At 71.7% G+C, this 15,452-nt stretch carries 17 protein-coding genes; 11 read left to right on the top strand and 6 right to left on the bottom strand.

Annotated elements, in window-relative coordinates; translation table 11 throughout:
• Positions 1–52 precede the first annotated feature (52 nt).
• Entirely contained in the window at positions 53–961 is a 909-nt protein-coding gene (locus ABH920_RS26830; RefSeq protein ID WP_370351891.1) for a LysR family transcriptional regulator, read from the bottom strand.
• A gap of 92 nt (positions 962–1,053) precedes the next feature.
• On the opposite strand from ABH920_RS26830, the gene ABH920_RS26825 reads away from it, so the two are divergent.
• The 4 genes from ABH920_RS26825 (at position 1,054) to ABH920_RS26810 (ending at position 4,475) form a co-directional block, all read left to right on the top strand.
• Entirely contained in the window at positions 1,054–1,749 is a 696-nt protein-coding gene (locus ABH920_RS26825) for a type 1 glutamine amidotransferase domain-containing protein (RefSeq protein WP_370351890.1), read from the top strand.
• A 152-nt stretch (positions 1,750–1,901) separates the two neighbouring features.
• Positions 1,902–2,918, top strand: coding sequence for an NADP-dependent oxidoreductase (locus tag ABH920_RS26820; RefSeq protein WP_370351889.1), 1,017 nt, complete (start codon positions 1,902–1,904; stop codon positions 2,916–2,918).
• A gap of 65 nt (positions 2,919–2,983) precedes the next feature.
• On the top strand, positions 2,984–3,640 hold the full coding sequence (locus ABH920_RS26815) for an SDR family oxidoreductase (protein ID WP_370351888.1): 657 nt from the start codon (positions 2,984–2,986) through the stop codon (positions 3,638–3,640).
• 4 nt (positions 3,641–3,644) lie between these two features.
• Positions 3,645–4,475 (top strand): aldo/keto reductase, encoded by an 831-nt coding sequence (locus ABH920_RS26810; protein ID WP_370351887.1) that lies wholly within the window; start codon positions 3,645–3,647, stop codon positions 4,473–4,475.
• A gap of 88 nt (positions 4,476–4,563) precedes the next feature.
• Here ABH920_RS26810 and ABH920_RS26805 read toward each other — a convergent pair whose 3' ends face one another.
• Together ABH920_RS26805 and ABH920_RS26800 are read right to left on the bottom strand one after the other, a co-directional pair.
• Positions 4,564–4,977 (bottom strand): DUF4259 domain-containing protein, encoded by a 414-nt coding sequence (locus tag ABH920_RS26805; protein ID WP_370351886.1) that lies wholly within the window; start codon positions 4,975–4,977, stop codon positions 4,564–4,566.
• Positions 4,978–4,987: 10 nt separating this feature from the next.
• Positions 4,988–5,791 (bottom strand): SMI1/KNR4 family protein, encoded by an 804-nt coding sequence (locus ABH920_RS26800; RefSeq protein WP_370351885.1) that lies wholly within the window; start codon positions 5,789–5,791, stop codon positions 4,988–4,990.
• 51 nt (positions 5,792–5,842) lie between these two features.
• Here ABH920_RS26800 and ABH920_RS26795 point away from each other — a divergent pair, with 51 nt between their 5' ends.
• The 4 genes from ABH920_RS26795 (at position 5,843) to ABH920_RS26780 (ending at position 8,526) form a co-directional block, all read left to right on the top strand.
• Complete coding sequence (locus tag ABH920_RS26795; RefSeq protein ID WP_370351884.1) at positions 5,843–6,748, top strand: Gfo/Idh/MocA family protein; 906 nt, start codon at positions 5,843–5,845, stop codon at positions 6,746–6,748.
• Between the two features lie 91 nt (positions 6,749–6,839).
• Complete coding sequence (locus ABH920_RS26790; RefSeq protein ID WP_370351883.1) at positions 6,840–7,271, top strand: hypothetical protein; 432 nt, start codon at positions 6,840–6,842, stop codon at positions 7,269–7,271.
• Between the two features lie 41 nt (positions 7,272–7,312).
• Positions 7,313–7,774 carry a potassium channel family protein gene (locus tag ABH920_RS26785; protein ID WP_370351882.1) on the top strand — a complete coding sequence of 154 codons (462 nt, stop codon included), beginning with the start codon at positions 7,313–7,315 and terminating at the stop codon, positions 7,772–7,774.
• A 5-nt stretch (positions 7,775–7,779) separates the two neighbouring features.
• Positions 7,780–8,526 carry a DedA family protein gene (locus tag ABH920_RS26780; RefSeq protein WP_370351881.1) on the top strand — a complete coding sequence of 249 codons (747 nt, stop codon included), beginning with the start codon at positions 7,780–7,782 and terminating at the stop codon, positions 8,524–8,526.
• On the opposite strand, the gene ABH920_RS26775 is transcribed toward ABH920_RS26780, so the two are convergent.
• Together ABH920_RS26775 and ABH920_RS26770 are read right to left on the bottom strand one after the other, a co-directional pair.
• Entirely contained in the window at positions 8,516–9,721 is a 1,206-nt protein-coding gene (locus tag ABH920_RS26775) for an amidohydrolase (protein ID WP_370351880.1), read from the bottom strand. The genes ABH920_RS26780 and ABH920_RS26775 overlap by 11 nt on opposite strands.
• 57 nt (positions 9,722–9,778) lie before the next feature.
• Complete coding sequence (locus ABH920_RS26770) at positions 9,779–10,333, bottom strand: heme-binding protein (RefSeq protein ID WP_370351879.1); 555 nt, start codon at positions 10,331–10,333, stop codon at positions 9,779–9,781.
• A 196-nt stretch (positions 10,334–10,529) separates the two neighbouring features.
• Here ABH920_RS26770 and ABH920_RS26765 point away from each other — a divergent pair, with 196 nt between their 5' ends.
• Both ABH920_RS26765 and ABH920_RS26760 read left to right on the top strand, forming a co-directional pair.
• Positions 10,530–12,029 (top strand): sensor histidine kinase, encoded by a 1,500-nt coding sequence (locus ABH920_RS26765; protein ID WP_370351878.1) that lies wholly within the window; start codon positions 10,530–10,532, stop codon positions 12,027–12,029.
• On the top strand, positions 12,026–12,655 hold the full coding sequence (locus ABH920_RS26760; RefSeq protein WP_370351877.1) for a response regulator: 630 nt from the start codon (positions 12,026–12,028) through the stop codon (positions 12,653–12,655). The genes ABH920_RS26765 and ABH920_RS26760 overlap by 4 nt, the downstream gene beginning before the upstream one ends.
• 5 nt (positions 12,656–12,660) lie before the next feature.
• Here the strand turns inward: ABH920_RS26760 and ABH920_RS26755 are convergent, their stop codons facing one another.
• Positions 12,661–14,151: a methyltransferase gene (locus tag ABH920_RS26755; RefSeq protein WP_370351876.1), complete on the bottom strand. Its 1,491-nt coding sequence runs from the start codon at positions 14,149–14,151 to the stop codon at positions 12,661–12,663.
• A 396-nt stretch (positions 14,152–14,547) separates the two neighbouring features.
• Between ABH920_RS26755 and ABH920_RS26750 the strand changes: the two genes are divergently transcribed.
• A complete protein-coding gene (locus ABH920_RS26750) occupies positions 14,548–15,450 on the top strand; it encodes an STM4015 family protein (RefSeq protein WP_370351976.1) in 903 nt (300 codons plus the stop codon).
• Positions 15,451–15,452: the final 2 nt, after the last annotated feature.

The following is a 15,452-nucleotide window of genomic DNA, read 5'->3' as shown; positions in this document are numbered from 1 at the left end:
TGTCCGCTCAGTATTCTCCCGGCGAGGGTGGTGTCAACAGGGGTGATCGAATTCAGCACTCATGATCGGCCCACCACGCCTTCGCCGCGGCGAGGAGATGACGGCGGACTTCGGCCACGTGCGGGTTGGCCGAACCGCCGGGCCGGCGCACCAGGTAGGCGGTGTTCAGGGGCGCTTCGTCGGGCTCGTGGAGCAGGATCAGGGCTCCGCTGTCGAGTTCGGCGCGGCAGAGGTACTTCGGGAGGACTGTCCAGCCGGCGCCCGCCACCACGGCGGTGCGGATCCCGCGCAAGTCAGGGATCGTGGTGAGCTGCGTCGGGGCGGTCAGGCGCTGGTTGAAGACGTAGCGCCAGTAGCGGCGGACTATCGGGAGGTCGGCGTCGTACGCGATGAGGGGGACGTCGGCCAGTGCTGCCGGAAGGGTTGCGTCCTTCAGTCTTTCGGCCCACAGCGGCGCCGCCACGAGCACGAACTCCTCGTCGGCGAAGGGCTCTGAGACCAGGCCCCGGGAGTTCGGACGGCGGGTGGAGATCACCAGGTCGTGGCGGCCGGCGCGGAGCTCGTCGAGCAGGTCGTCGGTGAGGCCGGTGGTGACCCGGAGCTGGACGCCGGCGGCGATCAGCGGGGCGACCAGCCCCATGCCGACCGCGCCCAGGAACTCCGCGGGGCCGGCGAGGTGGACCGGCTCGGTGGCCGGGGTGTCGGCGTCGTCGCTGAGGCCGGACAGCCGGTCCAGCGGCGAGGCGACCTGCGCGGCGAGGTCGTCGGCGTAGGGGAGCGGGGCGACGCCGCGGGCCCGGCGCTCGAACAGTTCGCGGCCCAGCCGGGTCTCCAGCGCGCGGATCTGTGTGGTGACCGTCGACTGGGACAGGCCGAGCAGGTGCGCCGCGGCGGTGAAGGAACCGGAGCGGTGCACCGCGAGGAAGGTGCGCAGTTGGTTGAGGTCCAGTGGTTCGGCCATGCGCCGAGGCTACCGCGATCCATCGGAAAATCGATAGTCGCTATCGGAGTGCCCATTGGTCTCGATAGGTTCATGAGGTTTACCGTCTTGGCATGGCAAAGATCCTGATGGTTCTGACCGGTGCCGACTCCTGGACGCTGAAGGACGGCACGAAGCACCCGACCGGCTTCTGGGCCGAGGAGGCCGTGGTGCCCTACCAGGCGCTGAAGGCGGCCGGGCACGAAGTGACGGTCGCGACGCCCGGCGGCGTGGTCCCCACCGCGGACGCCGGCAGCCTGTCCGCGCAGTTCACCGGCGGCGAGGACGGCGCGCAGCAGATGGCCGACGCCGTCGCGGCGATGACCGAGCTCCGCAGCCCGGTGGCGCTGGCCGACGTCTCGGTCGACGACTACGACGCGGTGTTCTACCCCGGCGGCCACGGCCCGATGGAGGACCTGGCCGAGGACGCCGACTCCGGCCGCGTCCTGAGCACCGCCCTGGCCTCCGGCAAGCCGCTCGCGGTGGTCTGCCACGGCCCGGCGGCCCTGCTCGCCGCGCACACGCCGGACGGCACCTCGGCGTTCGCCGGCTACTGCGTCGCCGCGTTCACGAACGAGGAGGAGGTCCAGGGCGGCCTCGCCGACAAGGCGAAGTGGCTGCTGGAGGACCGCCTGGTCGCCGACGGCGTGGTGGTCGACAAGGCCGCGCCGTGGACGCCGCACGTGGTCGTGGACCGGAACCTGATCACCGGGCAGAACCCGATGTCCTCCGCGCCGCTGGCGGCCGAGCTGCTGAAGGCGCTCGGCTGAGCTTGCCCGTGAGCTCGCGCCGGTCGTCCCGGCGTCCGGCGCTGCCGAGCAGTGGCAGCGCCGGTGCCCGTCGGCGACGATGAGCAGACCGGACCCAACCGCTCGCGCTCATCATCTTGTATCCCCCACCCCTCACTCTCCTGGAGCAACCCGTGTCCGTCACCAGCCGTGAATGGCAGCTGATCGCCCGCCCCGTCGGCGAGCCGAAAGCCTCCGACTTCCGTCTCCTGCAGGCCGAGGTCGCCGATCCCGGGCCGGGGCAGATCCTGGTGCGGAACACGTTCCTGTCCGTCGACCCCTACATGCGCGGCCGGATGAACGACGTCCCGTCCTACATCCCGCCGTTCCAGCTCAACGAGCCGATGACCGGCGGCGCGGTCGGCGTCGTGGTGGCGGCCGGGGACGGCTCGGCGGTGCCGGTCGGCGCGACGGTCTCGCACTTCGAGGGCTGGCGCGAGTACGCGCTGCTGGACGCGTCCAAGGTGCAGCAGCTCGACGTCTCGGTGGCCCCGGCGCAGGCCTACCTCGGCGTGCTCGGCATCACCGGTCTGACCGCGTACGTCGGCCTCACCGAGATCGCGCCGGTGAAGGAGGGCGACGTCGTCTTCGTTTCCGGCGCCGCCGGGGCCGTCGGTTCCGTCGCCGGGCAGATCGCCAAGAAGCTCGGGGCGTCGAAGGTCATCGGCTCGGCCGGCGGCCCGGAGAAGGTGCGCCGGCTCAAGGACGACTTCGGGTACGACGTCGCGATCGACTACCGCGAGGGAGACCTGCGCAAGCAGCTGAAGGAGGCCGCGCCGGAGGGCATCGACGTGTACTTCGACAACGTCGGCGGCGACACCCTCGACGCGGCGCTGACCCGGATGAACCTGTTCGGGCGCATCGCGCTGTGCGGCGCGATCTCGGTGTACAACGCGGAGTCCACGCCGCCCGGGCCGAGCCACCTGACCAACGCCATCGGCAAGAGCCTGACGCTGCGCGGCTTCACCATCGGGCACCACATGAAGGCGTTCCCGGAGTACATCGGCAAGGCCGCCGGGTGGCTCGCGGAGCGGTCGCTGCACGTCGACGAGACCGTCGTCGACGGCATCGACAACGGTTTGAACGCCTTCTTCGGGGTCATGAGCGGGGCCAACACCGGGAAGATGCTGGTGCGGCTGACCGAGGACTGAGGGTTTCTGGTCCGAACGGTCGTCTCGACCTCCCGCACCGCGCCCGGGTGGGATAGGGAGGACGCATGCGAATCGTGATTGCGGGCGGCCACGGACAGATCGCTCTGTTGCTGGAGGCGCGGCTGAGTGTTGACGGGCACACCGTGCAGGGGCTGCTGCGCCGCCCCGACGGTGCCGACGATCTGGTGGCCGCCGGGGCCGAGCCGGTCGTGTTCGATCTGGAGAGCGCCACCGCCGAGTCGTTGGCCGAGGTCATCCGCGGCGCCGACGCCGTGGTGTTCGCGGCCGGCGCCGGCGCCGGGAGCTCGGCCGAGCGGAAGTACACCGTCGACCTCGGGGGCTCGGTGCTGCTGGCCGACGCCGCCGAGCTGGCCGGGGTGCGGCGCTTCGTGCAGATCTCCTCGATGGGCGCCGGGGCGCCCGCGGCGCCCGGCTCCGACGCGACCTGGGTGGCCTACATCGACGCGAAAACCAAGGCCGAAGACGATCTCCGGCGCCGCGACCTGGACTGGACCATCATCCGACCCGGCGGCCTGGTGAACACGCCGGGCCTGGGACTGGTGCACCTCGTCCCGCACACCGGTCGCGGCACGGTCCCGCGCGTCGACGTCGCGAACGTCCTCGCCGAGGTCATCGAACAGCACGCGGCCGTCCACCAGACCCTCGAACTGGTGTCCGGGTCCACCCCGATTTTTCAAGCCGTCGAAGCCTGGAAGGGATGAAGAAATGCAATACATCACTTTGAATGACGGCGCGCGCATCCCGCAGTTGGGTTTCGGCGTCTGGCAGGTGCCCGACGCCGGGGCGCAGGCCGCGGTCGCGACCGCGCTCGAGGTCGGCTACCGGCACCTGGACACCGCGGCCGCCTACGAGAACGAAGCCGGTGTGAGCCGCGGTATCCGGGATTCCGGCGTCCCGCGCGAGGACATCTTCCTCACCACCAAACTCTGGAACGGCGACCACGGCTACGACGCCGCGCTGCGCGCCTTCGACCAGAGCCTGGAGCGCCTCGGCACCGACTACGTGGACCTGTATTTGATTCACTGGCCGGTGCCCGAACAGGATTTGTATATCGAGACCTGGCGCGCCCTGGAGAAAATCAATTCCGACGGCCGGGCCCGCAGCATCGGTGTCTGCAACTTCACCGCCGAGACGCTGGAGCGCCTGGTCGAGGAGTCGTCCAAGATCCCGGCGATCAACCAGATCGAGCTGCACCCCTACTTCCCGCAGCCGGCGATGCGCCAGCTGGACGAGAAGCTGGGCATCGTCACCGAGGACTGGAGCCCGCTCGGCCAGGGCGGCGACCTGCTCAAGGAGCCGGTGCTGGCGCGGATCGCCGAGGCGCACGGCAAGAGCGCCGCGCAGGTCGTGCTGCGCTGGCACCTGCAGCTCGGCGACGTGGTGATCCCCAAGTCGGTCACGCCGTCGCGGATCAAGGAGAACTTCGAGGTCTTCGACTTCGAGCTCACCGAGGCCGAGATGGACGAGATCACGATGCTGCGGCGGGACGACGGCCGGATCGGGCCGGATCCGGCGCATTTCAACTACGTGGGGTAGGCGCGCGGGTGTGGTTCGTCGGCCCTCCTGCTGCGCGGGGAGGGCCGACGAGGTGGTCGTGCCGTGGTCGTGCCGTAGTCGTGCCGTGTCAGTCGGCTGTCAGTACGGCGCGCAGTTCGCGCGTCTTCGCGTGCCAGGGGCTGTCGGATCCGTCGACCCCGCTCCATTCGTCGCCGAGCTCGCTGTCGTCGGCCATGGTGCGGTCGATCGCCGCGATCGCCAGCGGCAACAGGTCGGGGGTGAGGGGCGGGAGCGGCTGCTTCGGGCCGTAGGCGGCTGCTACGAAGCGCGCGCCGCCGTCCGACAGTTCGCGGGCTACCAGCGCGGCCGCGGCTATCGCGTACGCGCCGACGTCCCCTTCCAGATATCCGTCGCATTCCGCGGCTTCGCGAAGCGCCTCGCGGATGGCGGCGGCGCGGTCTTCCTGCGGGAGGTCGTCGAGGCGGCCGGAGAAGTCGGCGGCGTCGTCGTTGTCGAACGGTCCGGCGTCCCAGAAACCCATGGTGGCGGCCTCAGCTCTCGATGTCTTTGTCTTCGGTGACTTCTTCGTCGAACTTTTTTTCGTCGAGCTCTTCGTCGTCCTCGCCGGTGTAGGCGTTCAGCGCCTCGCGGGAGCGGGCCAGGACGCTGATCCACGCGCCGTCGGCGGCGTGCGCGAGGAGGTCGTCGCCGACGTAGTACGTGGTCTTGTACCAGTCGGGCTGGATGCGCGGGAGGGCCGTGAGGCCGTCTTCGTCGGCGGCTTCGGGGCCGAGCTGGCCCCAGCACTTCTCCATGCTGTCGACCTCCGTGAGGACCGTCTCGGACATCAGGGCTTCGACGAGGGCCAGCGAGAGCCTGTCCGTCCAGGGCAGCCACTCCTCCTCGGTCTTGTCGAGGAGGTCGGCGCGGTAGTAGGTCGGCGGGTCGTCCTGGCCGAGGTCTTCGATGAGGACGCCCCACGAGCAGACGCCCTGGTTCTCGTCGCGGAAGACCAGGGCGCCTTCGTACGTCTCCAGGTCTTCCGGCGCGCTCAGCGGGTCCTGGTTGCGGGTCAGGTCGTCGCGGCGGCCGAAGCGCTTGAGACCCTCGCGCAGCGCGGCCGGCAGCGGGAGGCCGAGAGCGGCCGCGGCGGCGTCGAGATCGGCGTCGGCGTATCCGTCACCGTCGGCGAGGGGGCGCTCGGACCAGTCGGCGGCAAGGACCTCGGCTACGCGCCAGGCGGCGGCGCGGTCGCCGGGGGCGGCCACGGCGGGGGCGGCCACGGCGGCGTGGAGGGCCGCGGATATGCGGGCGGCGGCGCTTTCGGGGGCCGCTTGCGCATCGATGTCGGTCATGGGGCCACACCGTAGCGGCGGCCACCGTCAACGTGCGCGACCATGGCTTATATGAAGAACGACGGACTCGCGGTCGCGGTGATCGGCCTGGGCGGCATCGCCCGGGGCGCGTACCTGCCGGTACTGGGCACGCGCGCGGACCTGCGGCTCCGGCTGATGACGCGCGACCGGTCCCGCTTGGACGCACTCGGGGCGGCGTACCACGTACCGCCGGAGTGCCGGTTCACGGAGTTGGAGGTGCTGCTCGCCGATCCGCCACAGGCGGCGTTCGTGCACGTCGCGACGGTCGCGCACGCGGAGGTCGTGACCCGCCTGCTGGACGCCGGCGTCCCGACGTACGTCGACAAACCGCTGGCCGACACGCTCGCCGCCTCGCGCGCCCTGATCGCGCACGCGGAGCGCACCGGCACCCCGCTGATGGTCGGCTTCAACCGGCGCCACGCACCGGCCTACGTCGAGGCGGCCCGCTCCCCCCGCGAGACGGTGATCCTGCAGAAGAACGAGGCCGACGCACCGGGGGCGGTCCGCGACGTCGTGTTCGACGACTTCATCCACGTGGTGGACACCCTCCGCTTCCTGGCCCCGGGCGACGTCTCGGACGTGACGGTCTCCGGCCGCGTCGAGGACGGAATGCTGGAACACGCCGCGCTGACCCTGTCCGGCCCCGGCTTCACCTGCTTCGGCGCGATGAACCGCCGCGCGGGCGCAAAGGCGGAGCGCCTCCAGTTGATCGGCGACGGCCACCACCGCGACATCCACGACCTGGTCGAGGCCCCGACCGGCTGGGCCCCGGTGGGACGCGTGAAGGGCATCGAGCAGATATGCGAGCACTTCCTCGCAGCGGTACGCGGCGAGACGCAGTACCCGGACCTCCAGGACGCGCTGGCCACGCACGAGCTATGCGAGCAGGTGGTGGAGCGCCTGGCCGAGCGACCCGCCGAGCGGCTGGATGGGTGACGCCGGCTGCGTCGGCGGGGGCCGCGGCGGGAAGGCAGGTAGCTGATGAGCGACCAGGGCGAGGCGGGTGCGGGCGGCGGGGCGGCTGGGGATGACGGCCGCGCTGGTGCTGGTGCTGGCGGTGCTGGTCGCGATAGGAGGGGCGGGCTCGAGCCGACCGGCGAGTCGGGCGAGCAAGGTGGCGGTGGCGGTGGCGGTGCTGGTCGCGGGGAGAGCGGCGGACTCGGGCGCGGCGAGCTGGAGGGCTCGGGCGGCGGGCTGGGAGAGCAAGGCAGCGTTGGCGGTGCTGGTCAAAGCGGGAGGGGCGAACTCGGGCCGACTGGCGAGCGCGGGGAGCCAGAAGGTTCGGGCGAGCCGAGCGGCGGGGGTGCTCGTGCTGGCGGTGCTGGCGCCGGCGGGTTCGGGCGGTTCGACGAATGCGGCGATTCAGAGGGCTCGGGCGAGCCGGGCGGCGATGGCGGTCGTGCTGCCGCGGGCGGTGCTGGTCGCGGGGAGAGCGGCGGGCTCGGGCGCGGCGGGCTGAGCAACCGGGTCGCGCGCATCGCCGCAGCTGTCCTCGGCCCGGTGCTCCTCACCGCCGCGTACTTCACCGTGCCCTTTGACCCGATCGGACCCAAGCACCGGGTGCTGGCCTGGCTGATCCTTGCGGGCCTGCTCGCGCTGCTGGCCGTCGGGATGGTGGTCACCACCAATCGGGCGCTGACCGACCGGGTCGGCCGTTATCGGCATCCGGGTGTCGGCATCGTGTTGCTGTCGTGGGCTGCGATCCTGGTCTTCGCGGCCAGTTACTGGGCGATGGCCGCGCGGCACGGCCAGTTCGTCGGGCTCGTCACGCGCCTGGATGCGCTCTACTTCACCGGGATCACGATGGCGACCGTCGGGTATGGCGACATTCATCCGAGTGGGCAGTTGGCGCGGGGGGTGGTGCTGGTGCAGCTCGTCTACACGTTCGCGTTCCTGGTCGGCGGGGTTGCGGCGGTGCGGACGCGGGCGCGGGCCAAGCTGGTGCGCCGGACGGGTGGGTAGGGCCGATGCTCAACTGGCTCAGCAATCTGCCGCCCGCGCTCATCTATGTCGTCGTCGCGCTGCTGGTCTTCGCCGAGGACGCGCTGTTCGTCGGCTTCGTGCTGCCGGGGGAGACCGCGGCGGTGATCGGCGGGGTGCTGGCGAACCGCGGGACGGTCAACATCTGGCTGCTGGCGTTCCTGGTGGTCTGCGCGGCAATCGCCGGTGACAGCGTCGGGTACGAGGTGGGGCGCCATTTCGGCGAGCGCCTGCTGAACACGCGGCCGTTGCGGCGCCACAAGGTCAAGATCGACAAGGCGCGTGCCCTGATTCGGCGGCGAGGGCCGGAGGCGGTCTTCCTCGGGCGGTTCGTGTCCTTCTTCCGGGCGCTGATGCCGCCGTTGGCGGCGATGTCGCGCATCCCGTATCGGAAGTTCCTGCTCTTCAATGCGCTCGGCGGGATTGTGTGGGGCGTCGGCTTCACTCTGTTGGGCTACTTCGCCGGCGCCGCCTATTCGCGGGTCGAGCACGTTGTGGGGCGGATCCTCGCCGGCGTGGTGGCGGTGATCATCATCATTGGGCTGATCATGTGGCGGGTTCGGCGCGGCCGGGTCGAGCGCGCCGAGGAGGAGGCGGGGGACGCTGGGGGCGCGGGCCACGCCGCGGAAGTCGGCGAGGGTGCCGGGGCCGGCGGGGACGGCGGCGCCGAGACCCCGGCCGCCCCCGACGGCGCCGAAGGTCCAACCGCCCCCGGCGGCGACGTCACCCGCTGACCAGCTCCCCGTCCCGCGCCACGACCCGCCCGCCGCGTACCACGATCTCGCGCGCCGGCACGTCCACCACCACCTGCGCCAGGCACTCGCCCCGCACCAGGAAGAAGTCCGCGGGCGAGCCGACACTCAGGTCGCTGACCGGCAGCCCGAGCAGCTCGGCCCCGTACTCCGCGGCGGCGTGGAACCCGAGTTCGAGGTCTTCGTCGACCCGGGCCCGCATCGAGCGCGCCATCAGATGCGCACGGTCCAGCATGTCCGCGTTTCCGAACGGCGACCACGAATCCCGCACCCCGTCCGAACCCAGCCCCACGTTCACGCCGAGCTCCCGCAGCCGCCGCACCGGCAGCGTCCGGCCCGCCGGCGCGACCGTCGTCAGCCCGATCCCGGCCTCGGCCAGCTCCGCCGCACGCCGGTCCAGGTCGCCGTCCGGCAGGCCGACCAGCGCGAACGCGTGGCTGACCGTCACCCGGCCGCCCAGCGACAGCGCCCGGGTGCGCGCGACCACGGCGTCGAAGACGTCCAGGCCGTCCGGCCCGGTGTCGTGCAGGTGCAGGTCCACGCCGACGCCGTACCGGTCCGCCAGTCCGAACATCAGGTCGAGCTGGCCGGCCAGGTCGTGGTCGAACGCGATCGGGTCGATGCCGCCGATGAAGTCGGCCAGGCCGGCGCGCGCGGCCTCGGTCATGAGCTCGGCGGTGCCGCGCGCGACGTGCACGCCGTGCTGGGGGAACGCGACGGTCTGCACGTCCACGATCCCGCGCAGCTTCTCCCGCGCCTCGACCACACCCTCCAGCCCGGCCAGGCCGAAGGCCGGGGCGACGTCGGCGTGCGCGCGCATCGCCCGCGTGCCCTGCGCGGCGGCGTGCGCCATCAGCCGCCGGGCCCGCTCGCCGACCGGGGTCGGCAGGGCGCGGAACAGCTCCGCGTCCGCCTGTCCGAGCTCGGCGATCCCCATCGCCCGCCTGCGCGACACCCACGGCTCGCCCCACGCGGTCTTGTCCGGGTGGATGTGCGCGTCGACCATGGTCGGCAGCGCGATCCGGTGGGCGCCGTTGACGACCTGCGCGCCGGGCGTGGCCGGGGCCGCGGTGCCCGACGGCGCGTGCCGGGCGACGACGCCGTCGGCGACGACCAGGTCTATCGGCGCGCCGCCGAAGGGGCGGATCCCGGTGAAGACGGTGGTCGGGGAGGACATGGGTCTCCTTCTGGGGGTTGTGTTCGAGCATTGACGCTTTCCTGCTTGGCGACGGTCCTACCTGGTGACGGCGTCGGCCCCGGCCTGAGCGTACGCCTCGTCCATCGCACCACTCGGCGCCCCGGCCACGCCGACGCCCGCGATCGGGGCGTTGGCGTTGTCCACGGGCACACCGCCGGCCAGGAAGAGGGTGCCGGGGATGTCCTTCAGGGTCGGGTTCTGCTGCAGGTTGCCGACCAGGACCGAGGTCTTGGCGTTCCAGGACACGGCGGTGAAGGCCTTCTCCTCGGCGGACGAGAACGACTGCGGGCCGGCGCCGTCGCCGCGCAGCTGGACGATGACGTTGCCGTCGCGGTCCACCACGGCGACCGAGACGTGCTGGCCGGCCTTGGCGGCGGCGTCGAGGGCGGCCTGCGCCGCCTTGGACGCGGAGGCGACGGAGAGGTGCTGGGTGGTGATGACGCCCTTGGCCTCGGCGGCTGCGGGTGCGGCGGGCTTGGCCGCCGGCTTGGCGTCGGCGTTGGCGGAGAGCGCGCCGAAGGTGGCGGCGCCGACGACGGCCAGGCCGGCGGCTCCGGTGACGATGCGGGCCCGGGTGGAGAAGGTGGTCATGATCGCTCCTGAGGTTCGATTGCTTGCCTTCGATCTTGCTGCCGGGATCCGGAGCGCGGATCGACACGACGGCTCGACCTGGCGCGCCGGGTGGCCGACCACCTTGTCATCCGATCGGTCGATGCCGGGATGATCGGGGCAGGTCAGGATGGATATGACGAGATCAAGAGCCGGTCGACGCGAAGGGAGCGCAGGGATGAGCCAGCACCGCTCGGCGCCCGATCGCGGTGCCGACCCGGATCGGGATGCAGCCGCCGACCCGCACCGCGGCCCCGATCGTGCCGCGACCTATAACCGCGATGCCGCCGCTCACCGCAACGCCGACCGTCGCCAAGCCGCCGGCCGAGTGCCCGACTTCGACCCGCATCGCGACGCCGGCTCCGACCACGACACCACCTGGTACCGGAGCGCCGACTCTCACCAAGTCGGCGACTCGCAGCGCACCACTGATCGTGCTGTGGGCCCCGATCGCGACACGGCCGCCGACCCGCCCCGCGTCGCCGACCGCGCTGGCAATCGTGCCGCGACCCCCGCCCGCGATGCCCGTTGGCTCGCGGCCGTCATGCATTCCGCCTTCTTCCTCCTCCTGGTCGCGTCGGCTGTCCGCTTCCTGCAGCACCATCGTGGCGAGCTGCGGGCGCCGTGGGTCATCGCGTTGTCTGGGGCGTTGGCGGTGGTCTATGGCGCCGGGTTGGTGGTGGGTATCACCGGGGAGCCGGATGTGGGGCGGCCGACGCGGGCGCACCTGGTGTGGCTTGGTGCGGCGACTGCGGTGTGGGCGGTGCTCGTGCTGCTCGCGCCGAGTTTTGCGTGGTGTGCGGTGCCGCTGTTCGTCACCGGGTTGCGGACGTTGCCGACGTGGCCGGCGCTGGCGTTGGTGGCTGGTGTCACGGTGCTGGTGGTGGTGTCGCAGAATCGGCTGGCGTCGGGTTTTGATCCGACGCTGACCATGGTTCCTGTGGCCGTTGCGGCGGTCAGTGCCGCGGTCATCACGCATATGCGGCGGCAGGCTGTGCGGCTGCGCGAGTCGCAGCGGCGGGCCGGGGTGCTGGATGAGCGGCAGCGGCTGTCGATGGAGATCCACGATGCGCTCGCGCAGGGGCTGTCGAGTCAGGCGATGCTGTTGCAGGCGGCCGAGCGTACGTGGGCGGTCGATCCCGGGGCGGCGCAGGAGTACGTCCGAACCGCCTCGCGCATCGGCGGGCGGAATCTCGCTGAGGCGCGGCGCCTGGTGCAGGATCTGGCGCCGTCGGATCTGGCCGGGGTGACGGTGGAGGCCGCGTTGCGGGCCGTGGCCGAGCGGCAGCCGTCGCCGCCGACCGTGTTCGCGGTGGACGGGGCGTCGCGCGTGCTGCCAGAGCGCGTGCAGTCGACGCTGGTGCGGATCGCGCAGGGGGCGTTGGCGAACGTGGCGGAGCACGCGGGGGCTGAGCGGGCCGCGGTCACTCTTACTTATATGGAGGACCGGGTGTTGCTCGACATCGCCGATGACGGGAAGGGGTTCGATCCCTCGACTAATCGGGCCGGTGACTCGCCGAGCGGTGCCAGCAACCGCGCCACGCACAGCGGTCGTGGGCACGGCCTGGCCGCGATGCGGGCCCGAACCGCCCAGCTCGGCGGCACGTTGACGGTCGAATCAGCACCCGGCCAGGGCACCGTCATCTCCGTCGCACTTCCCGTGGAGCCACAGCCATGACCAGGGTCCTCATCTGCGACGACCACGCGGTGGTGCGTGCCGGGCTGCGCGCGCTGTTGGCCGGCCTGGACGACATCGAGGTGGTCGGCGAGGCGGCCGGCGGCGAGGAAGCGGTGGTCACCGCGGCGTCGCTGCGTCCGGACGTCGTGCTGATGGACCTGCAACTCGGCGACGGCATCGACGGCGTGGAGGCCACTCGCCGCATCCGCACGTCGAATCCGACCCCTGATACGCCCCGCATCCTGGTCCTCACCACCTTCGACACCGACGCCGACATCACGCGTGCCGTCGAAGCCGGCGCCACCGGCTACCTCCTGAAAGCCGAGCCGCCGGACGAGCTCTACGCTGCTATCCGAGCCGCCGCCGCAGGCCGCACCGCGCTGTCGCCGCCGGTCGCCAGCCGCATGCTGGCGCGGATGCGCTCGCCGCGACCGTCGCTCACCGACCGGGAGAAGGACATCCTCGCGCAGCTCGCGCAGGGGCTCGGCAACCGCGACATCGCGAAGACGCTGTTCATCAGCGAAGCCACGGTGAAGACCCACCTCGGCCGGATCTACGACAAGCTCGGGGTGGACACGCGCGCTGGAGCTGTAGCGGTGGCGAAGGAGCAGCGATTGTTGGGGTGAGGGAGTCAGTCCGCGACTGCGAGAAGAAGCCGAGCCCGTTCTGAGACCTCTGCGATACGCGCCGCAACGCCGCCGCCGTCACTACCGTCGCCGCCGTCACCTTCGACGCCCACGGCCAGCAGACTCGCCAGTACACGATGTGCCACGCAGGTCCGGAACGTCGCCACATCAGACGCCGCGATCGCAGCACGGGCCAGGCTTTCGACCGCCGCCGCGGGCGCCGTGCCGATCACCGACGCGAGCAGGCTCGTCAGGTCGATGGTGCGGGTACCCCGGCCGAACCCCTCCAGATCGACGACGGCCGACAGCGCGCCGTTCCGGCTGAGCAGGTTGGCGATGGTGAAGTCGCCGTGGACGAACTCCGTGCTGGGCAGCGCCGGGACCGGATGCGGCACGAGCGCGAGGGCTTGGGCGGCGAGGCCGGACAGGCTCGGATGGAATTCGTGCTCTGTGATTCCCCCGTTGAGGAACAGAGTGATCATCGCCGACCAGTCCCGTTCGGGGCGGGGCCGAACGTCGGCGTGCAGCTCGATGGCCGCTACCGCCTGGGCTAGGACGTCGGCGTCCGGGCCAGCAGCATCGGAGCCGACCTCGAAGCCGGTCACAAGGAAGTGGCGTTCCTCGTCCAGCGCGCCATGGGCGAGGACCGGCGGCGTCGGATAACCGGCGGCGCGCAGCGCGGCGACTGTGGATTCCAACGCGGCGAGCTGCGGACCCCACCACGTGCCGTGCTTGATCTTCACCACGGCACGGTCGTCGCCGGAACCGAGAAGCTGGACGCTGTCGGAGCGCCCGCCGACGAGGCGGCCGAGCACGTTCCAGGCGCGGCCGGTGGCGCGGTTGACCGTGCGGAGGTCGTCAGAGGTCAGTCCCGCCGGCTGCTGCCGCATGGCGTCGTTCTCTGATACGTGCAGCAACCGGTATCCCTGCTTCGACGCGGCACGCCGGGCCGGGAAGCCGGTGTCGTTGAGCCACGAGTGCAGGGCGTCGGCGCCCATCGACTGCTTGATGACGAGGTAGGCGTCGCCGCCGTGGGACAGGCGCCGCAGCCAGCCGTCGAGGAGCTCGTGCATCGACGAGCGGCCGATCTTGATCGGCGGGTGCGAGTAGATGCGGTCGAAGCGGAGCGCGGCGGGCACGGCCTCGGGCTCGGCGACGACGACGTTGTGCGCGCCGGCCGACGCGGCGTTGCGCGCGGTCAGGGCCAGCGCGCGCCGGTTGACGTCCACCGCCCACAACCCGGCGTCGGGCTGGCGCATCCCCATCGACACGGCGATCGGGCCGTACCCGCACCCCAGGTCGACGACCCCGGTGCACGGCGCGGGGATCGGCGCGTTGCGGATCAGGACGCTCGTGCCCCGGTCGACGCGCTGCGCGCCGAACACGCCCTCCGCGCTGACCAGCGGTATCGGCTGCTCGCGACCCGGGACGTCGAGGCTCACGACGCGCTCGCGCGCGGGACCGTCGGGCTCGGCACGCCAGTACTCACCACCCATGGCGCGAGTCTCGCAGGCGGAGAGGGCCGCGGCATCTCATTAAGCCAACCGGGGACAGAAGTGTTCGGGGTCTCGGCAACGCAGGCCCTTGATACGCGGGGACGCGCCACAACACGGGTTTTACGCGCGGCTGCGGTTCGGCGTGGGGCGGCCGGCGAAGGGGGAGAAGGTGAGCCGGTTCGTGCTCGGCAGGTTGGCTCGCCCCGACCTGTCCGTCCGGTTGCCGGACGCCGAATTCGCGTGGCGCCGCGCGATCCGGTCGGCGGCGGCTGGTAGAAAGGCTCGCATCGAAGCCAGCCACCGGGAGGGGTCCACGTGATCGACAGCGAGTGCGCCGCGCTGGTGCGGTGGGGCGGGCTGCCCGTCCGGACCGTGCCCGGCGAGGGCTTCGAGGAGATGGCCGACTGGCCGGGCGAGGTTGAGATCCCGGCCGAGCCCGCGGCGTCGGCGTGGCGTGTCGCGGTCGCCGGGTTCGACAGCATCGCCTACACCGAGCTCTTCGACGCGTTCCTGCGCGGCGTCGACACCGCCGGGATCAGCGCGTTCGTCATCGGCAGCTGGGTCACCAGCGACGAGATGGAGCTCACCTCGGCTGACGCGTTCGCGCCGCTGATCGCCGCCGCCGACCGGTTTGCGAACCTGCGGCACCTGTTCGTCGGGGACATCGAGTCCTGGCAGTGGGAGATCTCCTGGATCCACCAGGCCGACCTGACGCCGCTGCTGCGTGCCTTCCCGAACCTGGCGACGTTCGGCGTCCGGGGCAGCGAGAACCTGGGGTGGGAGCGGCGTGCCTACCCGGAACTCAGGGAGCTGACGTTCCAGAGCGGCGGCCTGCCGCCTGAGGTGGTGCGCGCGGTCGCCAGCTCGGAGTTCCCGCGGCTGACCGACCTGGAGCTGTACCTCGGCACCGAGAACTACTTCGGCGGCTCCGAGGCCCACGACCTCGACGACCTTCTGGCCGGTACCGGCTTTCCCGAGCTCCGCTACCTCGGCCTGCGGAACGCCGAGAACGCCGACGAGATCGCCGCTGCTGTCGCGCACGCCCCGATCGTGGCCCGCCTGGAGGTCCTGGACCTCTCGCTGGGCGCCCTCGGCGACGAGGGCGCGGCCGCGCTGCTGGCTGGGCAGCCGCTGACCCACCTGAAGAAGCTGGACCTGCACCACCACTTCATCTCCGAGCCGATGCAGGAGCGGTTGCGCGAGGCGCTGCCCGGGGTGGAGGTGGACCTGTCGGATCCGCAGGAACCGGACGACTGGGACGACGAGGTGGAGCACCGGTTCGTCTCCGTGGCCGAGTAGCC

The organism is Catenulispora sp. EB89, from assembly GCF_041261445.1.
Taxonomy (GTDB): domain Bacteria; phylum Actinomycetota; class Actinomycetes; order Streptomycetales; family Catenulisporaceae; genus Catenulispora.
This window is presented reverse-complemented; position numbering and strand designations above follow the sequence as displayed.

What these genes read in the sequence shown, in the direction of transcription:
- ABH920_RS26790 (WP_370351883.1), top strand. Translation starts at nt 6,840, where the DNA reads ATGACGGCCGCGCTGGTGCTGGTGCTGGCGGTGCTGGTCGCGATAGGA.
- ABH920_RS26810 (WP_370351887.1), top strand. Translation starts at nt 3,645, where the DNA reads ATGCAATACATCACTTTGAATGACGGCGCGCGCATCCCGCAGTTGGGT.
- ABH920_RS26800 (WP_370351885.1), bottom strand. Translation starts at nt 5,791, where the DNA reads ATGACCGACATCGATGCGCAAGCGGCCCCCGAAAGCGCCGCCGCCCGC.
- ABH920_RS26825 (WP_370351890.1), top strand. Translation starts at nt 1,054, where the DNA reads ATGGCAAAGATCCTGATGGTTCTGACCGGTGCCGACTCCTGGACGCTG.
- ABH920_RS26795 (WP_370351884.1), top strand. Translation starts at nt 5,843, where the DNA reads ATGAAGAACGACGGACTCGCGGTCGCGGTGATCGGCCTGGGCGGCATC.
- ABH920_RS26775 (WP_370351880.1), bottom strand. Translation starts at nt 9,721, where the DNA reads ATGTCCTCCCCGACCACCGTCTTCACCGGGATCCGCCCCTTCGGCGGC.
- ABH920_RS26755 (WP_370351876.1), bottom strand. Translation starts at nt 14,151, where the DNA reads ATGGGTGGTGAGTACTGGCGTGCCGAGCCCGACGGTCCCGCGCGCGAG.
- ABH920_RS26830 (WP_370351891.1), bottom strand. Translation starts at nt 961, where the DNA reads ATGGCCGAACCACTGGACCTCAACCAACTGCGCACCTTCCTCGCGGTG.
- ABH920_RS26815 (WP_370351888.1), top strand. Translation starts at nt 2,984, where the DNA reads ATGCGAATCGTGATTGCGGGCGGCCACGGACAGATCGCTCTGTTGCTG.
- ABH920_RS26750 (WP_370351976.1), top strand. Translation starts at nt 14,548, where the DNA reads ATGGCCGACTGGCCGGGCGAGGTTGAGATCCCGGCCGAGCCCGCGGCG.
- ABH920_RS26765 (WP_370351878.1), top strand. Translation starts at nt 10,530, where the DNA reads ATGAGCCAGCACCGCTCGGCGCCCGATCGCGGTGCCGACCCGGATCGG.
- ABH920_RS26805 (WP_370351886.1), bottom strand. Translation starts at nt 4,977, where the DNA reads ATGGGTTTCTGGGACGCCGGACCGTTCGACAACGACGACGCCGCCGAC.
- ABH920_RS26770 (WP_370351879.1), bottom strand. Translation starts at nt 10,333, where the DNA reads ATGACCACCTTCTCCACCCGGGCCCGCATCGTCACCGGAGCCGCCGGC.
- ABH920_RS26760 (WP_370351877.1), top strand. Translation starts at nt 12,026, where the DNA reads ATGACCAGGGTCCTCATCTGCGACGACCACGCGGTGGTGCGTGCCGGG.
- ABH920_RS26780 (WP_370351881.1), top strand. Translation starts at nt 7,780, where the DNA reads ATGCTCAACTGGCTCAGCAATCTGCCGCCCGCGCTCATCTATGTCGTC.